At 54.3% G+C, this 14,067-nt stretch carries 20 protein-coding genes; 14 read left to right on the forward strand and 6 right to left on the reverse strand.

Going from position 1 to position 14,067, the window contains the following annotated elements; all coding sequences use genetic code 11:
- Window positions 1-80: 80 nt before the first annotated feature.
- The 9 genes from EL386_RS12535 to EL386_RS12575 all read left to right on the forward strand — a co-directional run bounded on the left by EL386_RS12535 (window position 81) and on the right by EL386_RS12575 (window position 4,265).
- Window positions 81-716 carry a DUF2238 domain-containing protein gene (locus tag EL386_RS12535; RefSeq protein WP_172597725.1) on the forward strand — a complete coding sequence of 212 codons (636 nt, stop codon included), beginning with the start codon at window positions 81-83 and terminating at the stop codon, window positions 714-716.
- On the forward strand, window positions 709-951 hold the full coding sequence (locus EL386_RS12540) for a DUF3820 family protein (protein WP_126456579.1): 243 nt from the start codon (window positions 709-711) through the stop codon (window positions 949-951). Before EL386_RS12535 ends, EL386_RS12540 begins: the two co-directional genes overlap by 8 nt.
- Window positions 952-1,111: 160 nt before the next feature.
- Entirely contained in the window at window positions 1,112-1,348 is a 237-nt protein-coding gene (locus tag EL386_RS12545; protein WP_126456580.1) for a hypothetical protein, read from the forward strand.
- A 41-nt stretch (window positions 1,349-1,389) separates the two neighbouring features.
- Window positions 1,390-1,599 (forward strand): hypothetical protein, encoded by a 210-nt coding sequence (locus EL386_RS12550; protein ID WP_126456581.1) that lies wholly within the window; start codon window positions 1,390-1,392, stop codon window positions 1,597-1,599.
- 99 nt (window positions 1,600-1,698) lie between these two features.
- Window positions 1,699-2,034, forward strand: coding sequence for a cupin domain-containing protein (locus EL386_RS12555; RefSeq protein ID WP_197722087.1), 336 nt, complete (start codon window positions 1,699-1,701; stop codon window positions 2,032-2,034).
- 78 nt (window positions 2,035-2,112) lie between these two features.
- Window positions 2,113-2,571: a hypothetical protein gene (locus EL386_RS12560; protein WP_126456582.1), complete on the forward strand. Its 459-nt coding sequence runs from the start codon at window positions 2,113-2,115 to the stop codon at window positions 2,569-2,571.
- Window positions 2,572-2,730: 159 nt separating this feature from the next.
- Window positions 2,731-2,976 carry a hypothetical protein gene (locus tag EL386_RS12565; RefSeq protein WP_126456583.1) on the forward strand — a complete coding sequence of 82 codons (246 nt, stop codon included), beginning with the start codon at window positions 2,731-2,733 and terminating at the stop codon, window positions 2,974-2,976.
- A 246-nt stretch (window positions 2,977-3,222) separates the two neighbouring features.
- The gene (locus EL386_RS12570; RefSeq protein ID WP_126456584.1) at window positions 3,223-3,519 is read left to right on the forward strand and encodes a hypothetical protein; all 297 of its coding nucleotides are present in this window, start codon (window positions 3,223-3,225) and stop codon (window positions 3,517-3,519) included.
- A 359-nt stretch (window positions 3,520-3,878) separates the two neighbouring features.
- Window positions 3,879-4,265 carry a hypothetical protein gene (locus EL386_RS12575; RefSeq protein ID WP_126456585.1) on the forward strand — a complete coding sequence of 129 codons (387 nt, stop codon included), beginning with the start codon at window positions 3,879-3,881 and terminating at the stop codon, window positions 4,263-4,265.
- A 245-nt stretch (window positions 4,266-4,510) separates the two neighbouring features.
- Here the strand turns inward: EL386_RS12575 and fabB are convergent, their stop codons facing one another.
- Entirely contained in the window at window positions 4,511-5,728 is a 1,218-nt protein-coding gene (gene fabB / locus EL386_RS12580) for a beta-ketoacyl-ACP synthase I (protein ID WP_126456586.1), read from the reverse strand.
- A 12-nt stretch (window positions 5,729-5,740) separates the two neighbouring features.
- Window positions 5,741-6,256 (reverse strand): 3-hydroxyacyl-[acyl-carrier-protein] dehydratase FabA, encoded by a 516-nt coding sequence (gene fabA / locus EL386_RS12585; protein WP_126457360.1) that lies wholly within the window; start codon window positions 6,254-6,256, stop codon window positions 5,741-5,743.
- A 203-nt stretch (window positions 6,257-6,459) separates the two neighbouring features.
- Here fabA and purT point away from each other — a divergent pair, with 203 nt between their 5' ends.
- Window positions 6,460-7,659 carry a formate-dependent phosphoribosylglycinamide formyltransferase gene (gene purT / locus EL386_RS12590; RefSeq protein ID WP_126456587.1) on the forward strand — a complete coding sequence of 400 codons (1,200 nt, stop codon included), beginning with the start codon at window positions 6,460-6,462 and terminating at the stop codon, window positions 7,657-7,659.
- Here the strand turns inward: purT and EL386_RS12595 are convergent, their stop codons facing one another.
- Together EL386_RS12595 and EL386_RS12600 are read right to left on the reverse strand one after the other, a co-directional pair.
- Window positions 7,660-7,872 (reverse strand): hypothetical protein, encoded by a 213-nt coding sequence (locus tag EL386_RS12595; protein ID WP_126456588.1) that lies wholly within the window; start codon window positions 7,870-7,872, stop codon window positions 7,660-7,662.
- A 9-nt stretch (window positions 7,873-7,881) separates the two neighbouring features.
- Entirely contained in the window at window positions 7,882-8,124 is a 243-nt protein-coding gene (locus EL386_RS12600) for an HP1242/YdcH family protein (RefSeq protein WP_126456589.1), read from the reverse strand.
- A gap of 232 nt (window positions 8,125-8,356) precedes the next feature.
- Between EL386_RS12600 and EL386_RS12605 the strand changes: the two genes are divergently transcribed.
- Window positions 8,357-9,832, forward strand: a complete 1,476-nt coding sequence (locus EL386_RS12605; protein WP_126456590.1) for a protein adenylyltransferase SelO — start codon at window positions 8,357-8,359, stop codon at window positions 9,830-9,832.
- Here the strand turns inward: EL386_RS12605 and EL386_RS12610 are convergent.
- Both EL386_RS12610 and EL386_RS12615 read right to left on the reverse strand, forming a co-directional pair.
- Window positions 9,816-10,664, reverse strand: a complete 849-nt coding sequence (locus EL386_RS12610) for an alpha/beta hydrolase (RefSeq protein WP_197722088.1) — start codon at window positions 10,662-10,664, stop codon at window positions 9,816-9,818. The two genes, EL386_RS12605 and EL386_RS12610, sit on opposite strands and share 17 nt — an antisense overlap.
- A gap of 60 nt (window positions 10,665-10,724) precedes the next feature.
- Window positions 10,725-11,870, reverse strand: coding sequence for an alpha/beta hydrolase family protein (locus EL386_RS12615; protein WP_126456591.1), 1,146 nt, complete (start codon window positions 11,868-11,870; stop codon window positions 10,725-10,727).
- Window positions 11,871-12,077: 207 nt separating this feature from the next.
- Between EL386_RS12615 and EL386_RS12620 the strand changes: the two genes are divergently transcribed.
- The 3 genes from EL386_RS12620 to EL386_RS12630 all read left to right on the forward strand — a co-directional run bounded on the left by EL386_RS12620 (window position 12,078) and on the right by EL386_RS12630 (window position 14,064).
- Window positions 12,078-12,389, forward strand: a complete 312-nt coding sequence (locus EL386_RS12620; RefSeq protein WP_126456592.1) for a c-type cytochrome — start codon at window positions 12,078-12,080, stop codon at window positions 12,387-12,389.
- A 9-nt stretch (window positions 12,390-12,398) separates the two neighbouring features.
- On the forward strand, window positions 12,399-13,691 hold the full coding sequence (locus tag EL386_RS12625; RefSeq protein ID WP_126456593.1) for an NAD(P)/FAD-dependent oxidoreductase: 1,293 nt from the start codon (window positions 12,399-12,401) through the stop codon (window positions 13,689-13,691).
- A gap of 67 nt (window positions 13,692-13,758) precedes the next feature.
- A complete protein-coding gene (locus EL386_RS12630) occupies window positions 13,759-14,064 on the forward strand; it encodes a hypothetical protein (RefSeq protein ID WP_126456594.1) in 306 nt (101 codons plus the stop codon).
- The last annotated feature ends 3 nt before the right edge of the window (window positions 14,065-14,067 follow it).

Raw genomic sequence — 14,067 nt, forward strand, 5'->3', positions numbered from 1 at the left:
CCCGACTCCTGTTTGTCTTCATCATACGGCAACTGGCATACTGGAAATCATAACAGCATACGTATGAAGGGTGAGCAGCCGTGACGCCACGACCATTTCGCAACAACCGCCCCCTGCAGGGGCTCATTCTCTGGCTGGTAGTGTTATGGATCATCACCGCTATCGAGCCCTTCAACCGCCGCGACTGGCTGCTCGAGAACCTGTTGGTGTTTATCTATGCCGCCTTGCTCGTGGTTACCTACCGGCGCTTCGCCTTCACCAACCTGTCGTATATATTGTTCGGTGCCTTTATCAGCCTGCACCTGGTGGGCGCCCACTATACCTACGCCGAGACGCCGTTCGGCTTCTGGTTACAGAACACCTTCGACCTTAGCCGCAATCACTATGACCGCATCGTCCACTTTGCCTACGGCCTGCTGAATGCCTACCCCTTCCGCGACATCTTTATGCGTGCCGCCGGGGTACGCCCGAGCTGGTCGTATTTTCTGCCCGTTGTCGCCGTGCTCGCCTTCAGCACCTTTTATGAATTCCTCGAGGTTGCCGTCATGACGATTGTCAGCCCGGAACTTGGTGCGATTTACCTCGGCACGCAGGGTGATATCTGGGATGCAGAGAAAGACGCCTTCCTCGCCTTCTGTGGCGCGATCATCGCCATGAGCATCGTCTGGTTGTATAACAAACGCCACCGTCGCCTGAAAGCAGCCGCGCATGCCTGAAAGGCAACAACCCGCCCTGGCGTATGACCCGCAGCAGTTGCTGCGACTGGCCCGTTACCGCATGCCGTTTGGCAAGTACGCCAATCGCCTCTTGATCGACCTGCCGGAACCCTACGTGGTGTGGTTTGCCAATAAGGGTTTCCCCGAGGGGGAACTGGGGCAACTGCTGGGCATAGTCTACGAGGTCAAGGTTAATGGCCTGGAGTATCTGTTTGAGCCGCTGCGCGAAAATTGATGATCGCGGATTGATGAATGTGAGAACAGCTAATATACGATAGAAATGACTCGCGAGCCCATTTGCTGCCTGTTAGGATTGAGGGAAATTAACTATAAAAGATCAAGTGTATTACATACAATTCTGTCTATATCATTGTTATGTGTAAAAGGAACCCACAATGAACAACGAGCAAAGTAAGCAGCGTCAGCTCGCGATCAAAGTGGCCAGAAGCGCAAATGAAATTGAGCGCGATGCTTTATTAGGTTGGGCACAAAGTCTTCTCGAAATAAAATCACGAGACATCCCTGCAAAAAATAAAGCAAAAGAAGCCGTCCAATTAACCGCCAAAAGTAAAAATAATTTGGCCAGCTACAAAACTTATAGGAAGAGAAGTGAAACGCTTAGCATGGGATGATCGCAGCACAAAAAGTCGACTTGGTTTAATAGGGGTTAGTATTGGCGCAACAATATTTGGTAGTCAAGGTGCAGGCATTGCGGCGCCAGGCACTGCGGTTGGCGTACCACTTTAGGGTTGTTTTAGGGGCAGGTGGTGCTTTTGCAGGAATGCTAATTGAAGAACTAAAAAAGAACTCTAATGAGCCAAAAGAAGAGTCGAAAACAACATACAGTGTAATTAATGCTGAAAAAGATGATAAAAACACATAACAAGGCGCTCCTTAGGACATTCACTACGCTGCGCTTCGTTCACGCCGCACAACTTAAATGTTATAAGCAATACAAACTCACATTACATTGGAGGTAATTATGGGGCAAACATTTATAGACTTGGATGAGCAACATTTCTCTGACCTCGACATTTTCCCCGGAACAAGTTGGTCAGTTCTGACTGAGCCAGTTTCTGATGGATCAATTCATCGCCTAAAAATGAAAAAAGGTACGATCATCCCTCCGCACACTCACCCTTCTGATGAATTTGTTTATATTATTTCGGGCACAGCTATAACAGGTGGAAGAGTGTGTGAAAAAGGGACTTTTTGGAAAACTCCTGCGGGGGTCAGGCAAGGTCCGCATGAGGCAATTACTGATATTGAGTTAATTACTATCCGTCTTGGCTCTATGGGAGAGTTTGAAGGGTTATAACAATAAAGTTACTTATAAGCTCGGTGACAAATACGAATCATTACATAGACGACTACTCGCTTCACAAGAGGTAAGACGATGAATGCCCAGACTTTACCAGGCGCCGAGAAAATCAAAATCCTGCTAACGGCCTATCAAAAGCACGCCACCGAGCTGCTCGCCATTGAAGAGGCCCAGCAAAAACTTACCACGCTGCTCCTGGCCATTTTAGGTGCCGGGGGGTCCTTCCTCGCCGGAATGGGAGAACCCCTGTCGTGCGGGCCGAAACAAGGTGTCACCATTATTGTCGTGGCGATTACGATTATTGGCCTTATCTATACGGTTGTCCGTAGCCGTGCCCGCGCCACGACGCGCGCCCTGCTTGTCCGTTGCGAGGAGGCACTTGGCTTCTACCAACCAGAGGCCTTCATCCCCAACGACACACTCTATGGCGAGACCTTAAAGAAATTCCCCAGTCTCGGTGGCTGGCTGAGCTGGAACTACGCACTCGTTCCCGTAACCGGGCTGGGGTTTCTCGTCGTTCTTTGGACGCTCTGACCCGGCATTTTAAATGCGTAGCCATTCAAAATCGTTATGATTTAAAGCCGAGGGACTGGAATACTTGATCCAGAAAAGAATTGAATAAAACTCAAATGGAATTGACTGCATACAGTCTGGATTACTGTTATACAGGGTCAGCATAAGGGATGAATGCACATGGGGTTTTCCACACACTATTCTAAAGATCATAACTTTATGTTAACCAATATCTCCGGTGACATTACTGATAATGGCCTGATGCAGCATATCGTTGCCTATGATAAAGAAATTGAAAAATTACCTATCCTTAAGGAGCTTTCCGATTGCAGGCAAATACAAAGCATAACCTCGCTATCGACACAAGCCGCCACATCAGCTGCCGATGGTGGAGAGCAAATTAGCCATACTCATACCAGAAGATAATGATGCCATCTATGGGCTGGCCCGGGCTTACCAAACCTTTGCTGAAGGAAAACGCGATTCCGCGCATATATTCCGTGACTTTGATGAGGCACTTGTGTGGCTGGCTGGAGACAACCTTGAGGAAAAAGAATCACTGGCTTCATTTATAAAAAATGCATAACAATCAGCTCAACAGGACGCCCTTTTCTTCGCGCCTGTTACTTAATGTTCAGGTAACTTTCCCGCCCCTGCAGAAGGAGTCATTTCATGAAAAAATCAACACCGAGAGTAATCGCCTATGCGGCTGCATTGTCAATTTCATTGGGATTAAGTACGCCATGTGGCGCCGAACCCGATGTGCAGGAGATCGAAACCCCTCCACCGGCAGTAAGGGGTTCTACAGAGACCAAAAAAATACCCGGCGAATGGGAACTGCAGAAATCCACACAAACACCCAGCCAGAAGGAAAGGTATCCGGAACCACCTCCTCCGAAGATAGACCGATCAGGTGAGTGTCACCCCAGCCATGGGACGCGAACGCGAGAGGCCCTGGGTTGCGACTGAGCCGAAACACTGAAATACCGGCATTTCGACGACGCGCTTAAAAATAGGTACCGTATTAATGCGAGAGAAATTGAAAGGTCATTCTTCAATGGCACGAATCGCATGACGTTAATCCGGAAACCCCTGCGCAGCAAGGCTTTATAAGACATTGCTTATAAACGAAACAGCCGCCAATCTACTGCCCAAATGAGTAAAAAAAACTCGCGGGTCAATTTCAACTTTGTTACGATGGCCATGAAAATAACATACTTAAATGATGGCTATAAATACGCGCCGCCTGAGTCCCTGCTAACCCGTTTACCTCCACACGGGCAGTTATTCATACATAGTGGAGAACAATAATAATGAGGAAATCTGATATGAAGAAATGCAGTATCGCCCTGCTGGCCTTGTTTGCGGTTTTGAACACAGCCAGTGCCGCGGAGTACTTGACCGCAGATGAAGTTAGAGCATTGTTTACGGATAAAACATTTGATGGCCTGTACCTGCCGAAGGACAAAGGATTTAAAGCTTATGAAGCCCCGGATGGCTCACATAATGTTTATTACAACAAGAGTGGCAAGCGTAGCAAGAATAGAAAATGGTCTGTCAATGAAGAAGGTCAGCATTGTACAACATCCAAAAAATGGCCTGAGCCTCGCTGTTCTTATGTAAAAAATGCCGGTGATGGTGAATACCACAAGATCAATAATGATGGTGAACACACCCACACCCTGACAAATTTCAGGGACGGCGACCAGCTATAAAGTCTAACCATGTCCTTCAGCAGAGTAGCCGCTAAGCCGCCTGCTCCGCTGAAGATTCATGTCAGATCTCATTCATAGCAGTTTATTAACGTTGCTGTTAAGCAATGAATACAATAGCCGCTTAATCTACTCTGTTTTAACCAGCATTTATTCCAAACTCTCGCGTCGGTAGATTCCTGAGCAATAAAAAAGCGGGCCAGAGACCCGCTTTTCTAAACATCCTGTTATTGCTGTGCAATTAGCCTTTAGTCTTTGTAACGTCCAAAGATCAAGGTCGCGTTTGTGCCACCAAACCCAAAACTGTTCGACATGACTGTATCAATCTTGGCATTGTCGATGCGTTCCATGACAATAGGAATACCGGCAGCCGCCTCATCGAGCTCGGTGATATTTGCTGAGGCACTGATGAAACCTTCCTGCTGCATGAGCAGTGAGTAGATCGCCTCGTTGACACCGGCGGCACCCAGGGCATGACCGGTGAGTGACTTGGTGGAACTGATCGGTGGAATACTATCACCGAAAACATTCTTCACCGCCTCGAGTTCTTTCATATCCCCGGCCGGGGTACTGGTGCCGTGGGCGTTGATGTAATCAACGGGCACATCGATCGTGCTCATCGCCTGTTGCATGCAACGCATCGCGCCTTCACCGGATGGCGCGACCATGTCGTAACCGTCCGAGGTGGCGCCGTAACCGATCAACTCGGCATAAATCTTTGCGCCGCGGGCCTTGGCGTGTTCGAGCTCCTCAAGCACCACACAACCACCGCCACCGGCAATGACAAAACCGTCGCGGTTGGCGTCGTAGGCACGCGAGGCCGTTTCCGGGGCATCGTTATATTTGGAAGACAGCGCACCCATGGCATCGAACAGGTCGGTCATGCTCCAGTGCAGCTCTTCACCGCCACCGGCAAACATGACATCTTGCTTGCCCATCTGGATCTGCTCATAGGCATTACCGATACAATGTGCGCTGGTCGAACAGGCCGAACTAATAGAATAGTTAATACCCTTGATCTTGAAGGCGGTGGAGAGACAGGCCGAGGTGGTACTGCCCATGGTACGTGTAACCATATACGGCCCAATACGCTTGAGGCCCTTCTCGCGCAGGGTGTCAGTGGCAATGACGATATTCTCATTGGAACCGCCGCCGGAACCCATGATCAAGCCGGTACGGACATGAGAAATGACATCTTCCGCCAGGCCCGAGTCTTCGACGGCCTCTTTCATGGCCAGATAGTTATAGGCCGCGGCACTGCCCATGAAGCGCATCAGCTTGCGATCGATATGCTCGGCAGGGTTAATGCGCACAGGCCCGTGGACGTGAGAGCGAAAGCCGAGATCGGCATACTCTTGTGAAAATTCGATACCTGAACGGCCCTCACGCAGTGACTCCGTTACTTCCCTGGCGTTGTTGCCGATACTGGATAAAACCCCCAGACCGGTGACGACGACACGTCTCATGCGAAACCCCTCTTAGAAATTTTCAGTCGAAGTGAACAGGCCAACACGCAGGTCCTTGGCGGTGTAAATCTCTTTGCCATCGACCTCCATGGCGGCATCGGCGATCCCCATCACCAATTTGCGCATAATGACACGCTTCAAATCGATACGGTAAGTCACCAGTTTGTTCTTTGGTGTGACCTGGCCGGTGAATTTTACTTCGCCGGAGCCCAGCGCGCGACCACGACCCGGGCCACCCTTCCAGCCGAGGAAGAAACCGACCAGCTGCCACATGGCATCCAGGCCCAGGCAGCCCGGCATGACCGGGTCACCCTCAAAATGGCAGTCAAAAAACCACAAGTCCGGACGAACATCGAGTTCGGCGACGATCTGGCCCTTACCATTGGCGCCGCCCTCATCACTGATATGCGTAATGCGGTCGAACATCAACATCGGCGGCAGGGGCAATTGTGCATTACCAGGCCCCAGCAGCTCGCCGTGGCCACTCTTTAATAACTCTTCACGGCTAAAGGCCTTCTTACTACTTATATCTATAACTGAATCAACCACTTAACTCTCCGATACGTCTTTGACCCGGCTTTTATGCCGAGCCCCTTAATTTTGCCCTATAGGCTACCACATCACGACCCCCGCGCCGATAACCGAATGAATCCCCGCTGCGCGCGTACACTCCCATGCACTGGGGCAGACGATCTTTTATCATGGGCACCTTACCCATTTAGGAGACGACCATGAAACTCGGCACCCCCCTCTCACCCGGCGCGACCAAGGTCATGCTTTTGGGCTGCGGCGAACTCGGCAAGGAAGTCATTATTGCCCTGCAACGCCTCGGGGTTGAGGTTATCGGTGTCGACCGCTACGAGAACGCCCCTGGCCATCAGGTCGCGCACCGCGCTCATGTCATCAACATGGCCGACCCGGCCGCCCTGCGGGCGTTGGTCGAACAGGAACAACCGCATATCATCGTCCCCGAGATCGAGGCCATCGCCACCGACGAACTGGCCCGCATTGAGGCCGAGGGCCTCGCTACCGTGATCCCGACCGCACGCGCCGCGCAACTAACCATGAACCGCGAGGGCATCCGCTGCCTCGCCGCCAAGAACCTCGGCCTGCCGACCTCGAAATACGCCTTTGCCGAATCGCTCGCCGAACTACAGCAGGCCATTGATAGCGGCATCGGTTACCCGTGTATCATCAAGCCGGTGATGTCTTCCTCCGGCAAGGGCCAGTCGACCCTGCGCAGTGCCGACGATCTGCAAACCGCCTGGGACTATGCCATGAGCGGTGGTCGCGTGCAGGGGGTTCGCATCATCGTTGAGCAGATGATCGACTTCGATTACGAGATCACCCTGCTCACCGTACGTGCGCTCGGCGCAGGCGGCGAGATCGAGACCCACTTCTGCGAACCCATCGGCCATATCCAGCAACACGGCGACTATGTCGAGAGCTGGCAGCCCCAGGCCATGAGTGAAACCGCCCTCAGGCAGGCCCGTGAGATCGCCGGGGCCATTACCGATGAACTCGGCGGACGCGGCCTGTTCGGCGTCGAGTTATTTATCAAAGGCGACCAGGTCTGGTTCAGCGAGGTCAGCCCGCGTCCGCACGATACCGGCATGGTAACCATGACCTCGCAGTTACAAAATGAATTTGAACTGCATGCCCGTGCCATCCTCGGCCTGCCGGTCTCCACCGCCCTGCGCAGCCCCGGTGCCAGTGCCGTGATCTATGGCGGCATGGATGAAAAGGGCATTGCCTTTGAGGATGTGGATCGCGCCTTGCAGGTGCCACAAACCGACCTGCGCCTGTTTGGTAAGCCCGAGGCCTACACCCGTCGGCGTATGGGTGTGGCACTGGCCTGGGCCGACGATACAGAGACTGCACGCAAGAATGCCAAACTGGCCGCGGCCACAGTGACCACGACCAAGGGCTAATCAGGCAAATTCCGCCAGTTTTTTTTCAATCTCTTCCAGTTCCTCTACCGCAGCCTTGCCGATACCTTCGAGTACTTCGGCATTTTCGAGCTGCACGGCACGTTCCTCGGAATCCGCATCCAGGCCCTGGCGGTAATCCGTTTCAATCGCCTCAATACGTTTGAGAAGCTCATCGCGACGCGCTATCAATTTTTGCAGTTCTTCATCAACCATGTTGACCCCTTATGCCTCTTTGATTATGGCTAATAATTCATCCTTGAGGGCGAGGCGCTGTTTCTTCAACGTTTCCAGGTATTCATCATCCGTATTCTCTATGCCCTCTTCAATACGGTAGATGCTGTTATCTACCTCATTGTACTCACTATAGAGTTTGCTGAAATGAGCGTTGTCGCCCGTCTTCAGCTCATGGATCCGGTCTTTGTATTCCGGAAATTCTGTTGCCAGATGGTGGTGCTCACCGAACATATGTGACTCCTCGTTGAAAATGCTCTATCTAATAATTTAATTTTAATCATATATAACACTGCATTCCTTGAGCGAGATCAATAATCCCTGCAATGCACGAATTTATATCCGCTGCCCATATTGCCGCTGGGTTCATTAACCCTATGAATCGCCTTGATATAAACACCTATAATGAACACGTGTTAAGCCCTGTGACTGGCTATAGCCCGTCACAGTCCCTACAATCCCTGCCATGAAACACGACCTGCATTCCCTGCCTCTGAGTAATTCCTTTGCCGCACTCGGCGAGACGTTTTTCTCGCCTGTGTCGCCGACACCATTTGAACAAACCGCTCGTCTGCTCCACTTCAATGCCGATGCCGCGGACCTGCTCGACCTTGATCACCAGGTTCAGCATGCGCCGGAGTTTGCCGAGGTCTTTACCGGCAAACGGCGCCTGACGGGTGATGCACCACTGGCCATGCTGTACGCCGGCCACCAGTTTGGCCACTTCGTGCCGCAGCTCGGTGATGGCCGTGCCGTCATGCTCGGCGAGACCACCAACCAGCATGGCGATAAATGGGAAATACAATTAAAGGGCTCCGGGCAGACACCCTATTCGCGTGCCGGTGACGGACGCGCGGTATTACGCTCGACCATCCGTGAGTACCTCTGTAGTGAGGCCATGCATGGCTTGGGTATTCCGACCACACGTGCCCTGTGTATCACCGGCAGTGATGACGAGGTCTACCGCGAACGGATCGAGACCGGTGCCATGCTCACCCGCCTGGCACCCTCGCATGTACGCTTCGGTTCGTTTGAGGTGTTTTACTACCGCGAGCAACATGAACCTATCTGCACCCTCGCCGATTATGTCATCGAACACCATTACCCGGAATTAGTTGGACGCGAGGACCAATACCTGGCCCTGTTACAAACCGTGATCACGCGCACCGCGCGCCTGCTCGCACAGTGGCAGGCAGTGGGCTTTGCACACGGCGTAATGAATACCGATAACATGTCGATCCTTGGTCTGACCCTGGACTACGGCCCGTATGGTTTCATGGAGGCCTATGAACCCGGTTATATCTGTAACCACTCCGACCATGAAGGCCGCTATGCCTTTAAAAACCAGCCGCAGATCGGCCTGTTCAATGTCAGTTGTCTGGCACAGGCCCTGTTACCGCTCATCGAGGTCGAGGCCGCCAAGGCGGCCCTGGAAGATTACCAACCGGCCTACATTGAGCACTTCCACCAGCTCATGGCCAGCAAACTCGGTTTTGAACAGGCCGACGCGGATAACGAAAGCCTCTGCAAGTCCCTGCTTGAGCAGATGAAACAAAGTCGCACCGATTACACGACCGTGTTCCGTCAGCTGGCTTATATCAATGATGAGGGTAATGATTGTCACGCCGAACTGCGTGACCTGTTTATTGATCGTGAAAAATTCACACAGTGGCTGAGCGCGTACCGGGCGCAGTTACAACAACAGGGCAAGGCCGAGAGCTTACGCCGCGAGGCCATGCTGGCCTGCAACCCGAAATATGTGCTGCGTAACTACATGGCCCAGGTAGCGATCGAAAAGGCCGAGCGTGACCAGGATTACAGCGAGATCGACGCCTTGATGACACTACTCAAGACACCCTTCGATGAACACCCCGCACACGCCCACTATGCTGAGCCGCCACCCGACTGGGCCGGTGATATCGAGGTCAGTTGTTCTTCGTAACGCCCTCCTGCACCCCGAACACCCGACTCGACATAAACTCGGCCAGGCCCTGCTCATATGCCGGTTGGCTTTGCAGAAAGCCGCTATTGTGGTCACCCTGCATGGTTAAAAAGATTTTCGGCTGGTTGGCCGCCGCATACACCGCCTGGCCGAGCTCAAACGGGATAATGTCGTCGTCCGGGCTGTGCGCCACCAGCACCGGGCACGTCACCCGCCTGACGTATGCCGCCGTATCAAAACGATAACGCATGACCACGAGCCGCGACAACAACGGCAGCACCGACTGCGCCATGTCGCGCGCCGAACTGAAGCTCGACTCCAGGATCAGGCCGGCGGGTCCGACCTCCGCGGCCAGTTTGGCGGCAACGCTGGCACCGAGGGAGCGACCGAACAGGACGATATCCTCACCGGCAAAGCCGCGCTGCTCGACAAGGTATTGCCAGGCCGCGGCCGCATCCTCATACAGACCCTGCTCACCGGGCACCCCCTCGCTGCGGCCATAGCCGCGGTAATCGAAAATAAATATATTGAAGCCGAGGCGATGGAAGATCGCCAACGAGTCGCCGCGATGGGAGATATTGCCGCCGTTGCCATGCATGAACAGTAGCGCCCGCTGCGCCCCCTCGCGCGGCAGGTACCAGCCGTGCAGGCGGGTCCCGTCCGGGGTGGTCAGAGAGACATCCTCGTACGCAAGCCCCCAGTCGCTCGGCGTTTGATAAAACTGGCGATAGGGATAAAAGGTCATCGCCGGCTGCTGGAAATACATCCAGACATTCACCAGCAACAGGACGAGCAAGACACTGGCAATGATGTTAATCATTTTATCCTTCATGCAGTTTGCCTGCCTCCTGAAGTGTATCGTGACATCCCGACCAGACGAGACCGACGGTTGCTATTCTACGGCCATGCGCTGATCCAGCAACGCCTGCATCATGTCGAGAAATTGCGGGATGTCCTCGCGCTGTGGTCGCACACTCGTATGCGCGTAGCCCTCGATGATAAACAACTGCACCTGCCCGGGCGGTAGCGCCCGTGCCATGGCGATACTTTCCGTGTAGGGAATAAACGTATCACCACGACCGTGCATCAGGATCACCTGCGCCCGTATTGCCGACAGGTCGTGTGCGGCAGGATTGATGCCCGCCAGTTCATTGCGGATGCGCGGTGACAACTTCTCGATAAGTGCTGGCACCCGATCCGGATCCTCGTTGTTGAGCAATGCATACAATGCCTGTGCATCAGCAGAAAATTCGGCCGTCGTGATATCAATATCGTTGTCATCATCAGCCATCGCCTGCGCGAGGTCTCGCAGGGTCGCGCGGTCCCCGGCGTGTTCCAGCAGGTCGGCATTGGAAAGCGTGAATACCCACTTCAGATAGGGATGCGGGCTACGGTACCGCCAGTCGGCGCCGGGTGTCTCCCGGTAATGTCCGGTGGTGAAATAGGTCACGATGCTGCGCAGGTCATAGTAACCGCCGAAACTGACGGTGAAACGTACCTGCTCACGCACATCCGGTTCGAGGGCCGCCAGGACCACGAGTCCACCGCCATAACTGAAACCGGCAATACCTGCATGCCCTGCCGGCACCAGTTCCGGACGGGAGAGCAGGTAACGAAAGGCATCTGCCACTTCACGCACGTCATGTGCACGCAACCGGTTACGACGCAGCCCTTTCAGATCAGGCACCAGCACGGCAAACTGCAGGCGTGCCAGCGTCTTTGCCGTTGCGACCAGCCGGGCGTCGTCCTTGCCGGCAGGAAATACGCCGGGCACCAGTACGAGGCCCGCGCGCACACCCTGTGCTGAACGGTACACATCACCCGTGTAGCGACGACCATCGACCACGTAGTCGTAACTGCGGCGCGACGGCGGCGGTGTCTGCGCCTTCAGCCTACTCGGCTTGTCAGCAGCGGCAATATCTTCCAGGGCAATGGCCGCCTCGCTATCATCGAGAGGCGGTGAGGCGCAGCCACTCAGGCTGGAGAGCAACACGAGCACAACCGGAACAACATGACGCAAGAAACGAACAAGCAACACGCACAGCCCTCCTTTTCTTCTCGTGAGATAACCGGGTTATTGCCCTACCCGTGACCTTATTACAAAGCCGTGCCGATGTCTTGCCCGGCCACAGGCATTGCATTAATTTGACCGCGATCAAGGATCATGACTTCCCGTTCTGTTATATAAAACAATATCTTTTCGTTATGTTGAACCCATTGCCAGACTACAGACCGGAGGTGATATATGCGCTCCCGAATTCCTACCTGTTCACTCCTCATTACTGCCCTGTTGTTAGCGGCTACCACCACTGCGCAGGCCGTTGGCATCAGCCAGGGGGCCATGCTGGCTAACTCCTGTGCCGCCTGTCATGGCACCGATGGTAGGAGTCCCGGCGCCATTCCCAGTATTCACGGCAAATCAGCTGAATTTATCAGCAGCGCCCTCACAGAATTCCGCTCCGGTGAACGGGCCTCAACCGTCATGGGCCGCCATACCAGGGGCTACTCGGATGAAGAGATCCGCCTCATCGCCGAACACTTCGGCACGCTGAAGTAGGAGACTGTCATGAATACGATGAACCGTAGAAAATTTATCCAACTCCTCGGTGGTAGCAGTGTCATGCTTGCCACGCTGGGACCACTGGCCGCCTGCAGCAAACCTCCTGCCACCACGGGCAGGGTTATCGTTGTCGGTGGCGGTTTCGGTGGTGCCACCTGCGCCAAGTACCTGCATCGCTTTGACCCCGATCTTGACATCACGCTGGTCGAACCGGCCACACGCTTTGTCACCTGCCCGTTCAGTAATGCCGTGCTCAGCGGGATGCGTGATATGGATGCCATCAGCCATGGCTACACGGCGCAAGAAAAACGCGGCATCAAGGTTGTTCATGCCATGGTGCAGGAAGTGGATGCGCCGGCACACAAGCTCACCCTCAGTAACGGCCAGACCCTTGCCTATGATCGCCTGGTGCTGTCACCCGGGATCGATTTCCGCTGGGAGGCCGTCGAAGGCATGACCGCAGAGGATGCGCAAGCCATCCCGCATGCCTGGCAAGGCGGCTCGCAGACCACGCTGTTGCACGATCAGCTTACCGCCATGTCCGATGGGGGGACCGTTATCATCGCGCCGCCCGGCAACCCCTTCCGTTGCCCGCCTGGTCCCTATGAACGCGTCAGCCTGATCGCGCACTACCTGAAGCAGCACAAACCGAGGTCGAAAATCCTCATCCTCGATACCAAGGACAAGTTCTCCAAGCAGCCCTTGTTTATGCAGGGCTGGCAACAGCTCTACCCCGGCATGATCGAGTGGGTCAGTGGCAGTCAAGGTGGTCGCATCGACGAGGTCGATGTCGCAACGCGGACGCTGTTCACCGAGTCTGGTGACCGGCACACGGGCGATGTGGTGAATTTCATTCCGCCGCAAAAGGCCGCTGCACTGGTGCACAAGGCCGGGCTGACCAATAACGACGGCTGGTGCCCGGTCGACCAGCGGACGTTCGAATCAAGCCTGCAGGCCGACGTGCATGTCATTGGTGATGCCTCGATTGCCGGCAAGATGCCGAAATCCGGCTTTGCCGCGAATAGTCAGGGCAAGGTCTGCGCGGCCGCAATTGTCTCCGCGCTACACGGTATCAGCATGCCGGAGCCCTCTTACGTCAACACCTGCTACAGCCTCGTTTCGCCCGACTATGGCATTTCGGTCGCCGCGGTGTACCGCTACAGCGAGGAAAAGGGGATCTACGCGGTTGAGGGTTCCGGTGGCGTCAGCCCGAAGGATGCCGACGCCGCCTTCCGTCAGCAGGAGGCTCGTTACGCAGCGGGCTGGTATGACAGCATTACCTCGGATACTTTTGGCTGAGGCTGCTTTATGCGCGTTTGACGACACATACAAAACTACTCACACGTACCCTAACAAGGAGCTATTTATGGCTGGAATTGAATCGTTGGTCGAACAACACATCAAGGAGAACGAGGCGCGCCTGAAGCATGTCGATGAAGTGCTGGCACAGGCCCACAAGGAGGCGGGTGAAACGGCCAAGACATCTGAGATCGAGGATGATCTCGCCGTCCTCAGAGGGGAGCGTGACCGACTCGCCAGCCACTTCGATGAACTCAAGATGAGGTCACTGCAAGACTGGCAGCAGGAAAGCATCGAGAAGGCCGGGCCGATGGCTGTCTGGGACAGCCTCGCCCAGCAACTCGAGAAGTTGCTGGAGCGCATTACGCGCTAACGT

Origin of the sequence: Sulfuriflexus mobilis, from assembly GCF_003967195.1 — a bacterium.
Lineage (GTDB): Bacteria > Pseudomonadota > Gammaproteobacteria > AKS1 > AKS1 > Sulfuriflexus > Sulfuriflexus mobilis.